This window comes from Oceaniserpentilla sp. 4NH20-0058 (assembly GCF_040371755.1).
Classification (GTDB): domain Bacteria; phylum Pseudomonadota; class Gammaproteobacteria; order Pseudomonadales; family Oceanobacteraceae; genus Bermanella.
In genome coordinates, this window is record NZ_BAABWE010000004.1 from 169,477 (window position 1) to 186,043 (window position 16,567).

Consider the following 16,567-nt stretch of genomic DNA (forward strand, 5'->3'; position numbering starts at 1 on the left):
CATTATGACCACCAAGGCGAATGGATTCACCTTAATTGAGCTCATCGTTGTTATCGTATTAATTTCGATATTAAGCGCCGTGGGCATTGGTCTATTTTCAAGCCCTTCACAGTATACGCCATCACTTGCAAGCGAAGCTTGGATCAACCAGCTTCGCTATTCACAGCGACAAGCCTTTTTAAAAACGCAGCTTACTCAGCCTTTATTATTGACTATCTCTAGAACCTCCGAAGTTTGGCGATTTACATTATCGCAGGCTGGACAATTCATTGATGAGTTTGATGTTGAGCATAATGGCTTATCTATCAATTACTCCAATGCTAGTTTTTCAAATGAATGTGCTTTGTTATCGGTTATGTCGTTTCCTGCTACGTTTCGCTTTGATGGCTATGGTGATTTGGTAGATGCGTCAAATAATAAATTAAGCAGTAATCATCGTTTTTGTGTGCCTTCAACTCAAAGTAAGAATTGGTGCCTGTCGCCAAGCGGATATGCATATGGAGGTGAATGTGTACCGTAGTCAGGGTTTTACATTTGTTGAGATGTTAATCGCGATTGTTATATTGGCTATAGCATTATCAACATTAACATCTTCACTCTCTACATCAATTGTTCAAGGTACTGCGCCTATTATTGAGGCAAAAGCTCAATCATTAATGCAGGGGTACTTAGACGAAATATTACCCCTTAATTTTGATGATCAAACCCCCCAAGGTGGTGGTGAAGTTGCATTAGCTCAGTCACCATGCACCATTTCAAATGAGGGACAAAGTAGAAATCAGTTTGACGATGTTGATGACTATGGCGGTATCAATGATCAGCCCCCTGTACTTTTGCAAAGTGGGTTTGATACCACACAGTATACTGATTTCGCTGTGACAATTAACGTTGAATGTGCAGGCTTAGAATTAGGTCTGAGTGAAAACCATTTGGTAAAACGCATTACCGTGAGTGTAACTTCGTCTAATTCTTTGCAAAGACGTATGAGTGCGTACCGAGGGAATTTTTAATGGTTATTAAGTGGCCTAAAAAAATGACCGGTTTTACTTTAATAGAGTTAATTATCACAATGGTGATAATTTCTGTGTTAGCCGTTGGTAGTGTAGAGTTTGTCAGCTTAACTGCTATATCGTTTGTCGGTACTTTGGAGAGAACAAATCACAGCGCGATAGCATCAATTATAAATGAGAAATTAACAAGACAAATTCGTAATGCATTACCAAATAGTGTGCGGATAAACTCTGATAGTTCATGTGTTGAATTTATTCCTATATTAAGTGCCAGCCAATATTTACAAGCACCTATTTTAGGTTCGGAAAATATAGATACCGAAATTCATGTTGTAAGTATTGATAGTTCACTGCCTCAATTGGGTTATGTTGCCATATACCCGAGAAAACAGGGAAGCGATCTTTTTGACAATAGTCGAAATCCTGGAATGATCTCATCTTCTCAAGCCACTTATACTAGTGATGTAGGCGACGCAAGTGTGTTTAATTTTGCTAGTGGTTTTCGATTTGAATTTGAGTCGAGTCAAAAAAGAATGTTTTTTGTAAGTGAGCCAAATGCATTCTGTCAGATTGATAATTCATTATTTTGGTTTTCTAATTATGGCTTCATTGGAAGTATTAATAATCTATCTGCAAATTTACCCAATTCACTACCTAATAGAAAGCTAATTGCAAATGGCTTGGTTGATAATAGTTTAGAGTTCCAAATAGATTTAGGCTCGTTACAGCGTAGCAGTATTGTTTCGATTAATTATCAATTAAACAATGGTGGTAATGCTGAAGTTTTACAAGTGAATAGGGAGGTTCAAATTAGAAATGTACCTTAATTCTATTCATGTTAAGCATCAGTTAGGTTTAGGTTTGCCAAGTGCTCTATTTTTGATTCTGATACTGACATTGCTACTTTCAGCTATGAACCGATTTAATGATGTAAATGCGGCGGCTTATGGACGCGAATGGTTAAGCCTGAGAGCATTCTACGTGGCGGAAAGTGGTGCGCAAATTGCTGCGGTTTATAGTTTGAATTCTGAGCAGACACTAAGTTCATGCACTGCTAACTTTATTCAAGATCAGTTAATGACGGGTATAGGTTTTTCTGAATGCATACTCAACGTAAGCTGTGATGTTAAAACCGTTTCTAGTAAAAATTACTACACGTTTACCAGTGAGGGTAGTTGTGGCTTAGAGAAGGATCAGGCCATAAGGGTTGTTCAAATTCGGGTCGTACCATGATGAATTTATCGCTCATATTCGGATTCATTATTTTATTATTAACTAACCCAGTTTGGTCTGATTGTTCTCCATATGCCGGATTGGTTAGTATTAATGAAGTGAGTAAAGAGCATCAATTTTTTAATAATGATGATGATTTTATCGAGATTAAAAAACTAGATAATACGATCAATAATTCACTATTAGATAATTGGAATATACAAATATGTGAAACTATATTTATCATTTTTTACTCTTGTTCTAGTGTTTTGTCTTTATCCGATGCTGATCGAACGGGAAAGTATTGGGTATACTCCGGTTCCCCTGAGCCTTCAAGTTACATCGATTGGATTGGTGGGTTTGATATTATATTAACTGATGAAAATGATGATGTTGTTGACTATTTAACGGTTAATAATGTGAATCCACAATTTGAAAACTGTGTTTATCCATTCCCTATTTCAGCAAGTGGTGCTGCTTCTACTCGAAGAACATATCGAACTCCAGATGGTGTGGGAGACTGGCAAGTCCCTACAGGGAATTCAGTTCCTCCTACAGAAGGGGAAGATAACTCGACGCCACCTCCACTGCCTGCTGGAGCACCTAGCCTGAGTTTTTTAGAAGATGTTGTAGTGAGTCAAGGTGGTAGTGCAGTGCTGACATTTGTTTTAAATACTTCTTTTACTAGTGATGTAGTGATTAATTATACCACGGTAAATGGTGATGCCGCTGCGGGTACAGATTATATTTTAAAATCAGGCAGTGTGACGATAAGCGCAGGTCAAACTCAAGTTACTGTAAATGTTGATACGATAGATACAAATAATTCAGTAGATAGTTATTTTTTTATGACTATAGAAAGTGCAACTAATGCGGATGTTGTTGATCAAGTTGCTAAAATCACAATAATACAAGCCTCTTTGGCGGATCACTTTTCAATTACTCACACGGGTATCGGTGTAAACTGTGAAGCGGAGTTGATTACTATTGATGCTATGCGTTCGGATAATAGCATTATGAGTAATTACACTGGCACCATAGACTTGTCCACAACAACATCCAATGGTGATTGGTCCATTAGTGGTAGTACGCAAGGTACGCTGATCACTGGTGCAAGCGATTCAGGTATTGCTGAATACCAATTTTCATCTCTTGATAATGGCTCCGTGCAGTTGTATTTATCTAATACGCATGTGGAAACAACCAATATTAATATTGTAGATGGTTTTAATATTTCAGAGACAACAGGTAATGCGAATCAAGCGGATGATGAAGATATTATATTTCAAACTTCTATCTTCCGGTTTTTATATGATGATGGTGTTATAGAGTCTCAGATTTTTCCTGACTTAATATCTTATAAGCCCCTCCAGATTGATTTAGTTGATCATCCCGTGATGTTACGTGCGATAACAACCGATATTGAAACTGGAGTATGTCAGTCATTATTTTCAGGGCCCCAAACTATACAAATTGCTGTTGAATGTAATGATCCGTTAGCATGTGACGGATCAGGGAATTCCAATTTTTTAATTGATGGAAATTCAATATCTGAAAATACCGGTTCAGTAGGCTCTTATACCTCTGTTTTGTTGAATTTCTCTTTAAATAGTACGGCGCGGTTGCCTGATGTTGTGTATCAAGATGCGGGCAGCATAACATTACATGCTTTTAAAGCATTATCTGGGAGTAATATATTGGGTGCATCCCAATCCATGACGTTTATTCCTGCTGGTTTTTGTCTTAATGTAAATGAAATTAATAGTGAATGTGCTGGCAGTAATGATGCAGATTACGCCAGTTGTAGTGTATTTAAAAAATCAGGAGAGTCTTTTTCTGTTACAACAAGTGCCCAAGGCTGGGAATCTAATGGGGATCTTGATTTCTGCGATAATAATAAAACGCTTTTGTCGTTTAATCATGCGGTGAATTTATCACCTAGTCTGATAGCTCCCAGTTCCGGCTTTACGGGTTATATTACTCAAACTAGTGCAGATCTTGTTGCTGGAACAAAAACATTTGATATGGCATGGAGTGAAATGGGGGTTGTGAGCCTTGATATAGGTGGGAATAGCTATTTATCCAAAGATTTACCTGTTACTTCCTCTAAGCCTATTGGACGCTTTACTCCAAGTTCATTCCGATTGACGAAACAAGATGATGGTGAATTCAACTCAGCGAATAACGGCTTTACATATACAGGGCAAATTAATGAATTTGGTGACGGTGTAATTACCTATGATAGTGCGCCACAGTATCAGTTTGATGCAGTTAATGCTTTTCCAGCTGCGGATGTACTACAGAACTATATTGGTGATTTTTTCAAGAATCCACAGCCGACATTAAACGTGACGTTAAATAACGTGGGCAATGATAATGTTACACCTTTAACATTAAATTCAGTTTTATCTGCACATGCGTTTAGTTATCAATCTTCTAACTCAATATATTCAGCCAGTTTTAATTTATTTGATCATTATTATGTAGAAAGAACCATGCTGGCATTAATCGCTCCTTTTGATTTGGATGTGTTGATTAATATTAATAGCTTTTCAGATGATGACAATATAACGGGAAATTCATTGAGTTTTACGCCTATAGGTAGCGAGGTTAGATATGGGCGTTTAAATATAGAAAATGCTTTTGGTTCGGAATTAAGCGAACTTACACATAATATGTATGCGGAATATTATGACGGTCAGACATTCCAATTAAATGAATTGGACTCTAATACTAATGTGGATATCAGTGAGTTTTTTAATTTTCTAGTGACGGACGTAGGTGACGCTTCAACCCCTCTTATTACGGGGGACACTTCATTAAGTGGTCAAGATTTTGATTCGGGTTCGTTAAATGCAGGGATATGGCGGTTGTCTTGGAGTGCCCCAGCTAATGGCCATTATGGAACCATTACTACACAATATTCGTCTCCGTCATGGCTAACCTATAACTGGGATGAAAGTCTAGATACCAGTGAAGAAGGGCCAATTACAAATGTGACGTTTGGACGCTATCGAGGCCATGATAAAATTATCTACTGGAAAGAACTTTATTAGCCCATGCTCTTAGAATCTAAACTTCATATATTTTTAAATTATAAATCCTTAAATTATTCATGCACTATACTTAATACAATTCTTCAATAGGATATCTTCGATGATTACTTTTGATACTGAGTTAGGAGGGTATGACGTTGATATCAGTGGACGAACATTATTATTAAATGTTCGTGGTGTGATCGAATTAGAAACCGCATTGCGTTTTATGCTTCAAGCTAAAGTTCTTATTTCTCAATTACCTCATAACCATTGGGCATCTTTAGTTGATTTGACAGAATGGGGCTTACATCCACCTGAGGTGGTTGAGTTTATCCATGAGTTTCAAAATTGGGCAGAAGATAATGGCCAGCTGGCTGAAGCCGCGGTCGTGAATAAAAGTGTATTGAAGATTATGGCGAGAGAAAAAGACGCACAATTTAGGCGTAATAAAACGGTTAAGCAGGAATACTTTGATAAAAGAAGCGAAGCTGAAAATTGGCTTCGCATTCTTTCTTTTATGAGTGAGTTCTCGTCAGAGGATTAATCAATCTCTTCCTCTTCTGGGCTGTCTTCCATACCCAATTCTTTAATCTTACGGGTTAACGTATTACGACCCCAGCCTAGTAATATTGAGGCATCACGACGACGACCTGCTGTGTGCTTCAGTGCAGTTTCAATCATGATGCGTTCAAAAATAGGTACGGCGGAATCTAAAATCCCTTTTTTACCTTGAGCTAATTGCTGGTCAGCCCAATTTCTGAGCGCGTGCTCCCAATTATTACTGGTTGTGGCTTTTTCTTCTTGGTTTAGTAGCTCAGGGGGTAAGTCGTTAATATGCACTTCACGACCAGAGGCCATAACCGTAATCCAGCGACAGGTATTTTCTAACTGGCGTACGTTACCTTGCCAAGGAAGTGTGCATAGGTAATCTTCCGTTTCGCTTTTCAGTACTTTTGCTTCTACGCCTAGTTCTTCGGCTGCACGATTTAAAAAGTGGTGTAATAAACGTGGTACGTCTTCACGGCGCTCAGCTAAGGCAGGTAAATGAATACGGATAACATTCAAGCGGTGAAATAAATCTTCTCGGAATGTGCCTGCTTTTACTAGGCCTTCTAAGTCTTGGTGGGTGGCTGCAATGATTCGCACATTTACCTTTACAGGTGTACTACCACCTACACGGTAAAATTCACCATCTGCTAATACTCGTAATAAACGGGTTTGGGTATCTGCAGGCATATCACCGATTTCGTCTAGAAATAAGGTACCGCCATCGGCTTGTTCAAAACGTCCACGGCGTTGACCGCCTGCACCCGTAAACGAGCCTTTTTCATGGCCAAATAATTCACTTTCAATTAAGTCTTTTGGAATGGCAGCCATGTTTAATGCGACAAAAGGCTGTTCACTACGGGGACTGTGTTTGTGAAGAGCGTGAGCGACTAACTCTTTACCGGTTCCTGATTCACCGTTGATTAATACAGTGATATTAGAGTGGCTTAAGCGACCAATGGCACGAAACACTTCTTGCATGGCAGGTGCTTCACCAATGATTTCAGTGTTCTTATAGGGTTCTGCCGGCTCTTGGTTATTAAGTGATGCTGTTTCATGTTTGTGAGCTATGGCGCGTTTTATAAGGCCAACTGCTTCATCTACATCAAATGGTTTTGGCAGGTACTCAAAGGCACCTTTTTGATAAGAGGTAACAGCACTGTCTAAGTCGCTATGAGCGGTCATGATGATTACCGGTATATTTGGGTCTACATCATGGACTTGCTGTAATAGTGTTAAACCGTCAATGCCTGGCATGCGTACGTCACAAATGATGGCATCTGGCACTTCTCGGTTTAATGCATTGATGACTTTGTCGCCGTTTTCAAAGGATTGGCTTTCAATGTTATCTTGCTCTAACGCCTTTTCTAATACCCAGCGTATAGAACGGTCGTCGTCGATAATCCAAACTTTATTCATGGCTTAGTCCCAATCTTTAAAATATATTTTTTTGCACTTGAGCGGAATAATCGTTTTGATCAAGCTCTAGTGGTAAGTAAATTGAAAAATGCGTTTGTCCCGGCTTGCTATCACATTCAATAATTCCCTGGTGTTGATTGATTATGGACTGAGCGATGGATAGCCCAAGTCCGGTGCCTTCGGCTCGACCACTGACCATTGGGAAGAACAAACTTTCTCTAATGTTTTCTGGAATACCAGGCCCGTTATCGATAATGCTTAGATGCAATACGAGTCTGTGTTTAGTGTGGCCAATGGTGAATTGGCGAATTGCCCGAGTTCTTAATGTGATCTCGGGGAAGTATTCAGGGTCTTGCTGCCCCAATAATGCTTGCATTGCATTACGGGTAATATTCAGCACCACCTGAATAAGTTGCTCTTTGTCGGCCAAAAACTCAGGAATACTTGGGTCATAATCTCGACGTAATTTAAGGTGGCCTTCTGCTTCTACGAAAATCAAACTGTGTACTCGCTCGAGTACTTCGTGGATATTAGTTGATTTTCGTTCGAGTAATTTATTGGGCCCTAGCATTTTATCTACTAGGTTTCTTAAGCGATCGACTTCTTCAATGATGATATGGGTGTATTCTTTCAGTTCATCATTATCTAGCACGCGCTCTAATAATTGTGCGCTACCGCGAATGCCTCCTAAAGGATTTTTAATCTCATGGGCCATACCACGTACGAGTGCTTGGGTTGTGGCTTGTGCTGTAATGAGTTCTTCTTCACGGCTAATGCGTAACAAACGATCACGTGGGTGCATCTCAACAACGAGGCACATGGTTTTATCAAACTCAACAGGACTAACACTGTAATCTAGTGTGATGATTTGTTGATTCAAAAGCTTAACTTCGGCTTCTCGTTTTGTGAATGAGGTTTCTTGGCTAAGAGATGCTTCGAAGGTTTGCACATCCTGCTTAACATCTAAGAAGACAGTTTCAGCAGCTACGCCTACACAGCGACGACCACTGACTTGCAAAAGAGCCTCAGCAGCAGGATTGAGGTATTGAACAGACAGCTGATCATCTAGTACTAATATTGAACTATTTAGATGATTGATCAGTTGCTTATAAAAAACGAAATCGGCCATAACATATCTTTTCCTAGGTAATGGCCTTGTAGCAAGAAGTAAGCCATTTCAATTTTGCACTGTTATTGCCAAACCCTCCCATGAATAGGTGGTTCACAAGGGTGCTTTAGTTCGAAAGAACAAAATCAATGGTCAATATAGCACTATAATGATGCAGGCGTGCACCATTAAGAGCGTGAGCGATTTAATATGGATGGGCGTTGTACGTGGATACGGCGTTTAGGGCTAATAATTAGGGCTTTATTACCATTACGAACTTGTAGCTGAAGCAGGTGGGAGCCGCGGTTGAGGCTGTCTAGTTCGAATTCTAGCTTACGGGATTTTTGCACGATTCGACCGTTTAATAATAATACGATTTCATCTTTGGGTTGAAGTTCTGGTTGAATATGCAGCAGTAATTTAACCTTTCCTAGGTCTTTGGATGTAATGATGTGGTCTTCTTTGGGGCTAATTATTTCAAGGGTGTCATAACCTTTAAATTCATTTTCTTCGTCGGTTTTGGTGGAATCTTCATTTTGCACTATTTTGGGCATATTCACTTCTTGAATACTGGGAAGTTCAGCCTTGTTTGCATGAGCAGGTGGCTCGTCGCCATAAACACGACCACCCTCTTTATTTATCCAAGTGTAAACTTGTGCATAACTAAAAATAGGCAATATCAAAAACAGTAGGGATATAATTTTCATAAATAGCTCTCAGTGAAGCTCTACTGTATCTGTTTTTTTTGTGTATTTCTCAATAAAGCGCACAAAATTGATATTCGGAGATGAGAGATGAGAGATGAGAGATGAGAGTAGAACGGTGTTAGATCAAGCGAAGCGAGATCGTAACTCATGGTTTTCTCGGTAGTCATTTTTGGGTGCAATGGTGGGTTACGCCTTCCCTTCTCTCATGCTAACCCTCTCTACGATTACAAGTGGATTCCGCCTCGCTCCTCCGGAATGTTGAGCGGGTTCAAGCGAAATACATCTTGCATCCACCATCTAACATCTAGTGTTATGAATTGCGCTCAACATTTTTTAAAAACAGCCCGTAGGCTGCTCCTTTTTATACTTGTTTAATCTAAAAGAATTAAACCCAGTAGTACATGTCAAACTCAACTGGGTCATGGGTAGAGAGTTGTGTTCAACACTTGCTAAATCTTAGCCATAAAAAAGGCCGCCGAAGCGACCTTTCTTTTTTGAGGTCAAACTTGCGTCTGACCCCCGACATTTAGCGCCTGACTCTTAAACAGAGTAGTACATGTCAAACTCAACTGGGTGAGTTGTGTGTTCAACACGATACACGTCTTCCATCTTAAGTTCGATGTAAGCTTCAATCATGTCTTTAGTGAACACGTCACCTTGAGTTAGGAAGTCCATGTCTTTTTCAAGTTCAGATAGAGCTTCACGTAGGCTACCAGCAACCTGAGGGATTGCAGCAGCTTCTTCAGCTGGAAGATCATATAGATCTTTATCAGCAGCATCGCCAGGGTGAATCTTGTTTTTAACACCATCAATACCAGCCATTAGCATTGCTGCGAATGCTAGGTATGGGTTAGCACATGGATCAGGGAAACGAGCTTCAACACGCTTACCTTTAGGGCTTGCAACGTAAGGAATACGGATAGAAGCAGAACGGTTACGTGCAGAGTAAGCAAGCATTACTGGAGCTTCAAAACCTGGGATCAAACGCTTGTAAGAGTTTGTTGATGGGTTAGTGAATGCGTTAAGTGCTTTAGCGTGCTTAATGATACCGCCGATGTAGTAAAGCGCAGTTTCAGAAAGACCTGCATAGCCGTCACCAGCAAACATGTTTTCGCCATCTTTCCAGAAAGACTGGTGAACGTGCATACCAGAACCGTTATCACCAACGATAGGCTTAGGCATGAAAGTCGCTGTTTTACCGTATGCGTGAGCAACGTTGTGTACAACGTATTTCATCATTTGAACTTCATCAGCTTTCTTAACTAGAGTGTTAAATTTAACGCCGATTTCGTTTTGGTTCGCGGTTGCTACTTCGTGATGGTGTACTTCAACGTCAAGGCCGATTGCCATCATGGTGTTACACATAGATGCACGGATGTCGTGTGAAGAGTCAACAGGAGGAACTGGGAAGTAACCACCTTTAACGCGAGGACGGTGACCCATGTTACCGCCTTCGATTGGGTTGGCAGAGTTCCAAGCACCTTCTTCAGAGTTCAGTTTGTAGAATGCACCAGACATGTCAGCGCCGAACTGAACGTCATCAAAGATGAAGAATTCAGGCTCAGGACCAAAGAATGCAGTGTCGCCAAGACCTGTTGATTTCAAGAAGTCTTCAGCACGCTTAGCAACAGAACGTGGGTCACGCTCGTAACCTTGCATGGTAGAAGGCTCGATGATGTCACAACGTAAAACTAAAGTGGCATCTTCAGTGAACGGATCAAGGAAAGAAGTAGTGTCGTCTGGTAAAAGAATCATGTCTGATTCGTTGATGCCTTTCCAGCCTGCAATTGAAGAGCCATCAAACATTTGGCCAGTTTCGAAGAATTCTGCATCAACGTAAGAAGCAGGGATGGAAACGTGCTGCTCTTTACCTTTTGTGTCGGTGAAGCGTAGGTCTACCCACTTCACATCATTATCTTTAATCAGCTTCAGAGTGTTCTCTGACATGGTGCTCTCCAATGGTTGATGACGATTTGCGTCAGATTTTTAACGATTGCTCTTGTAATAAGTAGCTTGCACTTAGTGCACTGCCCGAACTTAGAGCAAAACGCATGCCATTCGTTAAATGGGCGTATAATAAGGGACTTCAAGGGGCTTAAGGAAATAAGGCCAAACCTATTTGTTTTATTATGGTGCGTTATTTTTATTTATGCTCATAAGTGGTGCATATGGGGTGATGAATGTCTCTTTCCAGTAGAATCCATCAAATTTAGCCTGCACATTATAGGTTCAACCGCCCCTCTAAGATAGCGTGATTGTGCTCACTGAAGGGACATTTTTAGTTAAATATGCAAATTGACTGAAAAGTGAGCGAAAAAAGCGTTTTTTCTATGGGTTTTCATAGCTTGCATGGCATTAGATGGCTATAATCGCCGCCTAAATTTTTAAGGCAGTTTCCTTGCAACGTACTCTTTAGGTTTGAACTTGAGCCAAAAAGAGGCAGTGATAGTCGATGCGGGGTTTAGAGGCTTAATCGTCTCGGGTAATTTTTGTGTCTACGGGCGAAGAAATTATGGCCTAACACCAATCGAGCGCGCATCACACTGCAGATAGCGCCATGCAGTTTTTTTATTTTAGGCATGTTAACAGCAAGGCCTGACAGGATATCTATATGATTGAAAACCTACGCAATATTGCCATCATCGCTCACGTTGACCATGGTAAAACAACACTGGTTGATAAGCTTCTTGAGCAATCAGGCACCCTAGATCGTAAAGAACTAGGTGGCGAGCGTGTGATGGACTCAAACGATCAAGAAAAAGAGCGTGGTATTACCATTCTTGCGAAGAACACTGCAATCAAATGGAACGAATACCGTTTCAATATTGTGGACACCCCTGGACACGCCGACTTTGGTGGTGAAGTAGAACGTGTAATGTCCATGGTTGACTCTGTGCTTTTGATCGTAGATGCGGTTGATGGCCCAATGCCGCAAACACGCTTCGTAACGCAAAAAGCATTTGCCCGTGGCTTGAAGCCAATCGTTGTTATTAACAAAATTGACCGTCCTGGTTCTCGCCCTGACTGGGTAATGGATGAAGTATTCGATTTGTTTGACCGTTTAGGTGCCACTGAAGAGCAACTTGATTTCCCTGTTATCTATGCCTCAGCTATTAACGGTATTGCAGGAACGGATTTCGAAGATATGGCTGAAGATATGACGCCGCTTCTTCAAGCAATTGCTGATAACGTACCAGCGCCTCAAGTTGATCCTGATGGCGACCTTCAAATGCAGGTTTCATCTTTAGATTACGACCCGTTCAAAGGCGTTGTAGGTATTGGCCGTATTACTCGTGGTACGTTGAAAACCAATCAACAAGTAACGGTTATTGATGCAGAAGGTAAAACTCGTAACGGTAAAGTAGCTGAAGTAAAGGGTTACCATGGCCTGCATCGTGTAGTGGTACCTGAAGCCACTGCTGGTGATATCGTTTGTATTACAGGTATCGATAAGTTAGGTATTTCTGACACTCTTTGTGTACCTACAAATGTTGAAGCATTACCACCACTGTCTGTTGATGAACCAACAGTAAGCATGACTTTCCAAGTTAACGATTCTCCGTTTGCTGGTAAAGAAGGTAAGTTTGTAACGAGCCGCAATATTGCAGAACGCTTAGAAAAAGAATTGATTCACAACGTGGCATTACGTGTTGAACAAGGTGATAGTCCTGAGAAGTTCAAAGTATCTGGTCGTGGTGAGCTTCACTTATCTGTATTAATTGAAACCATGCGTCGTGAAGGCTTTGAGCTTGCTGTAGGCCGTCCTGAAGTGGTTCAAAGAGAAATTGATGGTGTTATTCAAGAGCCATATGAACAAGTCGTAATCGACGTTGAAGAGCAGCACCAAGGTGCAGTGATGTCTGAAATGGGCGATCGTCGTGGTGAAATGACCAACATGGTTCCAGATGGTAAGGGTCGTGTACGTTTAGAGTTCATCATGCCTGCTCGTGGCTTGATCGGCTTCCGTGGCGACTTTATGACCATGACTTCTGGTTCTGGTATTTTGACCAATGTTTTTGATCACTACGGTGAAGTGAAAGCAGGCCCAGTGGCTACTCGTCACAACGGTGTATTGGTGTCTATGGTTGCAGGTAAAGTATTGGGCTATGCGCTATTTACTTTACAAGAACGTGGTCGCTTGTTTGTTGTGCCAGCACAGGAAGTATATGAAGGTCAGATCGTTGGTCTGCACTCTCGTGATAACGACCTTGTGGTTAACCCAACCAAAGCTAAGCAGCTAACCAACGTTCGTGCATCTGGTACGGATGAAGCGATTAACTTGGTTCCACCAGTTAAGCACACATTGGAGCAAGCACTTGAGTTCATCGAAGACGATGAATTAGTTGAAGTAACACCTGAAAGCATCCGTATTCGTAAGAAGTTCCTTACTGAAAACGAGCGTAAGCGTGCAAATTCAGCGAAGAAAAACAAGTAATAACTAAACCTAATTTAGGTTAATAAAAAAGCGATGAGGTCATTCATCGCTTTTTTTGTGGGTAATAAACAAGATTAGGTTAGTTTTTACTTATTCTTGCTTTGCATTTTAAGTAATGCTTCTCCCATGACTTTATGTACGGCGTTAATGCCCTTGAGTGGGCGGATCATGACTTTAAAGTCAGTGATTTTACCTGCGTCATTCCACGTGATCATGTCTACACCATTCACAAGAATGCCTTCTAGTTCTGTTTCGAATTCCAGTAATGCAAATTGAGTATCGTAAACTTCGCGTACATACTTGAATGATTCGTTGCCTAAAGTCATTAGTGCTCCTGCAAGATACATTTTGGTAATGCTTTTACCAACTTGTACGGTATGTACCACTGGAGAATACATTTTTGCATCTTCGGCTAAGATATCATCTAGAAGATCGATATTTTTGCTTTCTGCGATTTGGTGCCATTGTTTTATTACATCAGGTGTCATTGTGACTCTCGTTATTATTGTTATTTATTAGGTCAGTGTTGCAGGTTTTGTAAAATATGAAAAGTATTGCTACTTGCAATGATTGTAAGGTGGGGGTTAATAAAGAATCAAAAAAAGGGCCCTAAGGCCCTATAAATGTTTTACTTATTAGTGGCGATTAAAGCGCGGCAAATCTTTGTGTTTGGTAATCGCTATTACCAAATAGAATTTCAATCATTGTCATGCGCTTGAAATAATGACCTACATCTAATTCGTCAGTAACACCGATACCGCCGTGTATCTGAATGGATTCTTGACCCACTTTTCTTGAAGCTCGACCCACAAGTGATTTCATTGCGGCCACTGATTTTGATGCATCTTGCTCTGCTTGATCAAGTTTCATTGCTGCCATTAAGACAATGGATTTGGCTTGCTGGTGTTCAATGAACATATCGGCCATGCGATGCTGTAATGCTTGGAACTTAGCAATAGGGGCACCGAACTGTACACGTGTTTTTGTGTATTCAACTGTCTTTGTGATAGACGATTCCATTGCACCAACCGCTTCGGCGCAGATTGCTAGTGTTGCACGGTCCAATACAAACTCAATCACTTCCAGCGCTTGGTTTTCGTTACCTAGTAATTGCTCATTTGATACCTGTACGTTATCAAAATGAACTTCAGCTGCACGAAAACCATCTTGGGTGCGGTATGAATTCACGCTCACACCGGCGGCATTGGCATCCACTATAAACAGTGAAATGCCCGCTGAGTCAGTCTGTTCGCCAGAGGTACGAGCACTCACAATGATCTTGTCGGCAATACCGCCGTTCAATACCACGGCTTTATGGCCGTTAATAATGTAGCCGTTTTCATTTTTTTGTGCGCTAGTAGCCACATTAGATAAAGCATAACGACTGGTTGGCTCAGTATAGGCAAATGCAAGTTGCAAACTGCCATCCATAATGGCACCAATGAGAGTTTCTTTTTGCTCGGCGTTACCGGCTTTTGAAATTAATCCGCCGCCAATCACTGCGGTTGCTAAAAATGGCTCAATAACGATGCCTTTGCCTAGCTCTTCCATTACTATCATAAGGTCTGTGGCGTTGCCGCCAAGACCGCCATCTTCCTCTGTGAATGGCACCATGAGCCAACCAAGTTCTGCAAATAATTTCCAGTGATCAAGGTTGTAGCCGTCTTCACTTTTCATAGCTTTGCAGCGTGAGTCAAAGTCGTAATCATTTTGTACAAAGCGTGCGATGCTGTCTTGCAGCATTTGTTGTTCATCTGATAATGAAAAATCCATGGTTGACTCCTTATAGACCTAATACAGCTTTGCAGATAATATTTTTTTGTACTTCGTTACTGCCACCATATATGGTAGTTTTGCGATGATTGAAGTACATCGGTGCGCTATTTGCCGCAGATCCTGGGCCAACTTTTTCACCATCAAATTCAATATTAAATTGCTCGTCAATAAATGGTATGGCGTAGTATCCGGCTACTTCAATTTTTAACTCGTCGATCTTTTGTGCGATCTCAGTGCCTTTGATTTTGAGTATGGAAGACTCTGGCCCAGGTGCTTTACCTGTGCTCACTGCGGCAAGTGTTCTTAGTTCTGTATATTCTAGTGCTAGTAGATCAATTTCTAGCTCAGCTACTTTGTGTGCAAAGATAGGGTTTTCCATTAGCGACGAGCCAGCGTCGTTGGTTTCACTTGCTAGTGTTTTAACCTTGGATAAAGTGTCTTTGCTTTTTGCAACTTCTGCAATGCCAGTACGTTCATGTGTCAATAAAACCTTGGCATAGGTCCAGCCTTGGCCTTCTTCACCAATACGATTGATTTTAGGCACACGCACATTATCAAAATGCACTTCGTTTACTTCACGGCGTTCATCTAGCATGTAAATAGGTGAAACAGTGATGCCTGGCGTTTTCATATCAATTAATAAAAAGCTGATGGCTTGTTGGTTTTTAACTTCTGGGCCACCTGTACGCACAAGGCAAAAAATCCAATCTGCATATTGTGCTAGAGTGGTCCAAGTTTTTGTTCCGTTTACGATATAGTCATCACCATCAGATGTGGCAGTGGTTTTTAAGGATGCCAGATCAGAGCCAGCATTGGGTTCTGAATAGCCTTGGCACCACCAAACGTCACTATTTAGGATGCTAGGTAGGAATCGTTGTTTTTGTTCGTCGTTACCGAAGCCATAAATGACAGGAGCAACCATGCTTAGGCCAAACGGTACAATGATAGGTGCTCCTGCTTTGGCGCATTCAGTATTCCAAATGTATTTTTGTGTAGAGGTCCAGCCGGTACCGCCATATTCAACTGGCCAGTTGACAGCAGACCAGCCCTTTTCGGCTAAAATCTTTTGCCAAACAATATTATCTTCTTTTGTTAGGTGCAGGTCTTCTTTGATTTTTTTCGCAATATCTTTAGGCAATTTTTCAGCTAGGAATTGTCTAGCCTCTTGCTGAAATGCTAGATCTTCACTGGATAAATCGACATTCATAATGGCTCCTAATAACTCTGGTTAAACTCACTACTTGGACTTAGATACTACCAGTATCAACTTAAGTGAGACATGACGCGAAAGGTCAAGGCTTGGCACGTAGTTGCCG

General features: G+C 40.9%; 14 protein-coding genes. 7 read left to right on the forward strand and 7 right to left on the reverse strand.

Annotated features, from left to right (window positions below):
• The first annotated feature begins 4 nt into the window (after nt 1-4).
• From ABWV45_RS07465 to ABWV45_RS07490, 6 genes are all read left to right on the forward strand, one after another.
• Entirely contained in the window at nt 5-520 is a 516-nt protein-coding gene (locus ABWV45_RS07465) for a pilus assembly FimT family protein (protein WP_353350240.1), read from the forward strand.
• On the forward strand, nt 510-1,010 hold the full coding sequence (locus ABWV45_RS07470; RefSeq protein WP_353350242.1) for a prepilin-type N-terminal cleavage/methylation domain-containing protein: 501 nt from the start codon (nt 510-512) through the stop codon (nt 1,008-1,010). Before ABWV45_RS07465 ends, ABWV45_RS07470 begins: the two co-directional genes overlap by 11 nt.
• On the forward strand, nt 1,010-1,837 hold the full coding sequence (locus tag ABWV45_RS07475) for a type II secretion system protein (RefSeq protein ID WP_353350244.1): 828 nt from the start codon (nt 1,010-1,012) through the stop codon (nt 1,835-1,837). The genes ABWV45_RS07470 and ABWV45_RS07475 overlap by 1 nt, the downstream gene beginning before the upstream one ends.
• A complete protein-coding gene (locus ABWV45_RS07480) occupies nt 1,827-2,243 on the forward strand; it encodes a hypothetical protein (RefSeq protein ID WP_353350246.1) in 417 nt (138 codons plus the stop codon). The genes ABWV45_RS07475 and ABWV45_RS07480 overlap by 11 nt, the downstream gene beginning before the upstream one ends.
• Nucleotides 2,240-5,278 (forward strand): DUF6701 domain-containing protein, encoded by a 3,039-nt coding sequence (locus tag ABWV45_RS07485; RefSeq protein ID WP_353350248.1) that lies wholly within the window; start codon nt 2,240-2,242, stop codon nt 5,276-5,278. The genes ABWV45_RS07480 and ABWV45_RS07485 overlap by 4 nt, the downstream gene beginning before the upstream one ends.
• A gap of 100 nt (nt 5,279-5,378) precedes the next feature.
• A complete protein-coding gene (locus tag ABWV45_RS07490; RefSeq protein ID WP_353350250.1) occupies nt 5,379-5,804 on the forward strand; it encodes a hypothetical protein in 426 nt (141 codons plus the stop codon).
• Here ABWV45_RS07490 and glnG read toward each other — a convergent pair.
• From glnG to glnA, 4 genes are all read right to left on the reverse strand, one after another.
• Nucleotides 5,801-7,225, reverse strand: coding sequence for a nitrogen regulation protein NR(I) (glnG, locus tag ABWV45_RS07495; protein WP_353350252.1), 1,425 nt, complete (start codon nt 7,223-7,225; stop codon nt 5,801-5,803). The two genes, ABWV45_RS07490 and glnG, sit on opposite strands and share 4 nt — an antisense overlap.
• A gap of 16 nt (nt 7,226-7,241) precedes the next feature.
• Nucleotides 7,242-8,354 carry a nitrogen regulation protein NR(II) gene (gene glnL, locus ABWV45_RS07500; RefSeq protein WP_353350254.1) on the reverse strand — a complete coding sequence of 371 codons (1,113 nt, stop codon included), beginning with the start codon at nt 8,352-8,354 and terminating at the stop codon, nt 7,242-7,244.
• A gap of 167 nt (nt 8,355-8,521) precedes the next feature.
• Nucleotides 8,522-9,040, reverse strand: coding sequence for a DUF4124 domain-containing protein (locus ABWV45_RS07505; RefSeq protein ID WP_353350256.1), 519 nt, complete (start codon nt 9,038-9,040; stop codon nt 8,522-8,524).
• Nucleotides 9,041-9,580: 540 nt separating this feature from the next.
• Nucleotides 9,581-10,987: a glutamate--ammonia ligase gene (glnA, locus tag ABWV45_RS07510; RefSeq protein ID WP_353350258.1), complete on the reverse strand. Its 1,407-nt coding sequence runs from the start codon at nt 10,985-10,987 to the stop codon at nt 9,581-9,583.
• Between the two features lie 664 nt (nt 10,988-11,651).
• Here glnA and typA point away from each other — a divergent pair.
• Nucleotides 11,652-13,475 carry a translational GTPase TypA gene (gene typA, locus ABWV45_RS07515; protein ID WP_353350260.1) on the forward strand — a complete coding sequence of 608 codons (1,824 nt, stop codon included), beginning with the start codon at nt 11,652-11,654 and terminating at the stop codon, nt 13,473-13,475.
• Between the two features lie 86 nt (nt 13,476-13,561).
• Here the strand turns inward: typA and ABWV45_RS07520 are convergent, their stop codons facing one another.
• The 3 genes from ABWV45_RS07520 to ABWV45_RS07530 form a co-directional block, all read right to left on the reverse strand.
• The gene (locus tag ABWV45_RS07520; RefSeq protein WP_353350262.1) at nt 13,562-13,963 is read right to left on the reverse strand and encodes a nuclear transport factor 2 family protein; all 402 of its coding nucleotides are present in this window, start codon (nt 13,961-13,963) and stop codon (nt 13,562-13,564) included.
• 157 nt (nt 13,964-14,120) lie between these two features.
• Nucleotides 14,121-15,248, reverse strand: coding sequence for an acyl-CoA dehydrogenase family protein (locus ABWV45_RS07525; RefSeq protein WP_353350264.1), 1,128 nt, complete (start codon nt 15,246-15,248; stop codon nt 14,121-14,123).
• Nucleotides 15,249-15,258: 10 nt separating this feature from the next.
• Complete coding sequence (locus ABWV45_RS07530; RefSeq protein WP_353350266.1) at nt 15,259-16,458, reverse strand: acyl-CoA dehydrogenase family protein; 1,200 nt, start codon at nt 16,456-16,458, stop codon at nt 15,259-15,261.
• Nucleotides 16,459-16,567 lie beyond the last annotated feature (109 nt).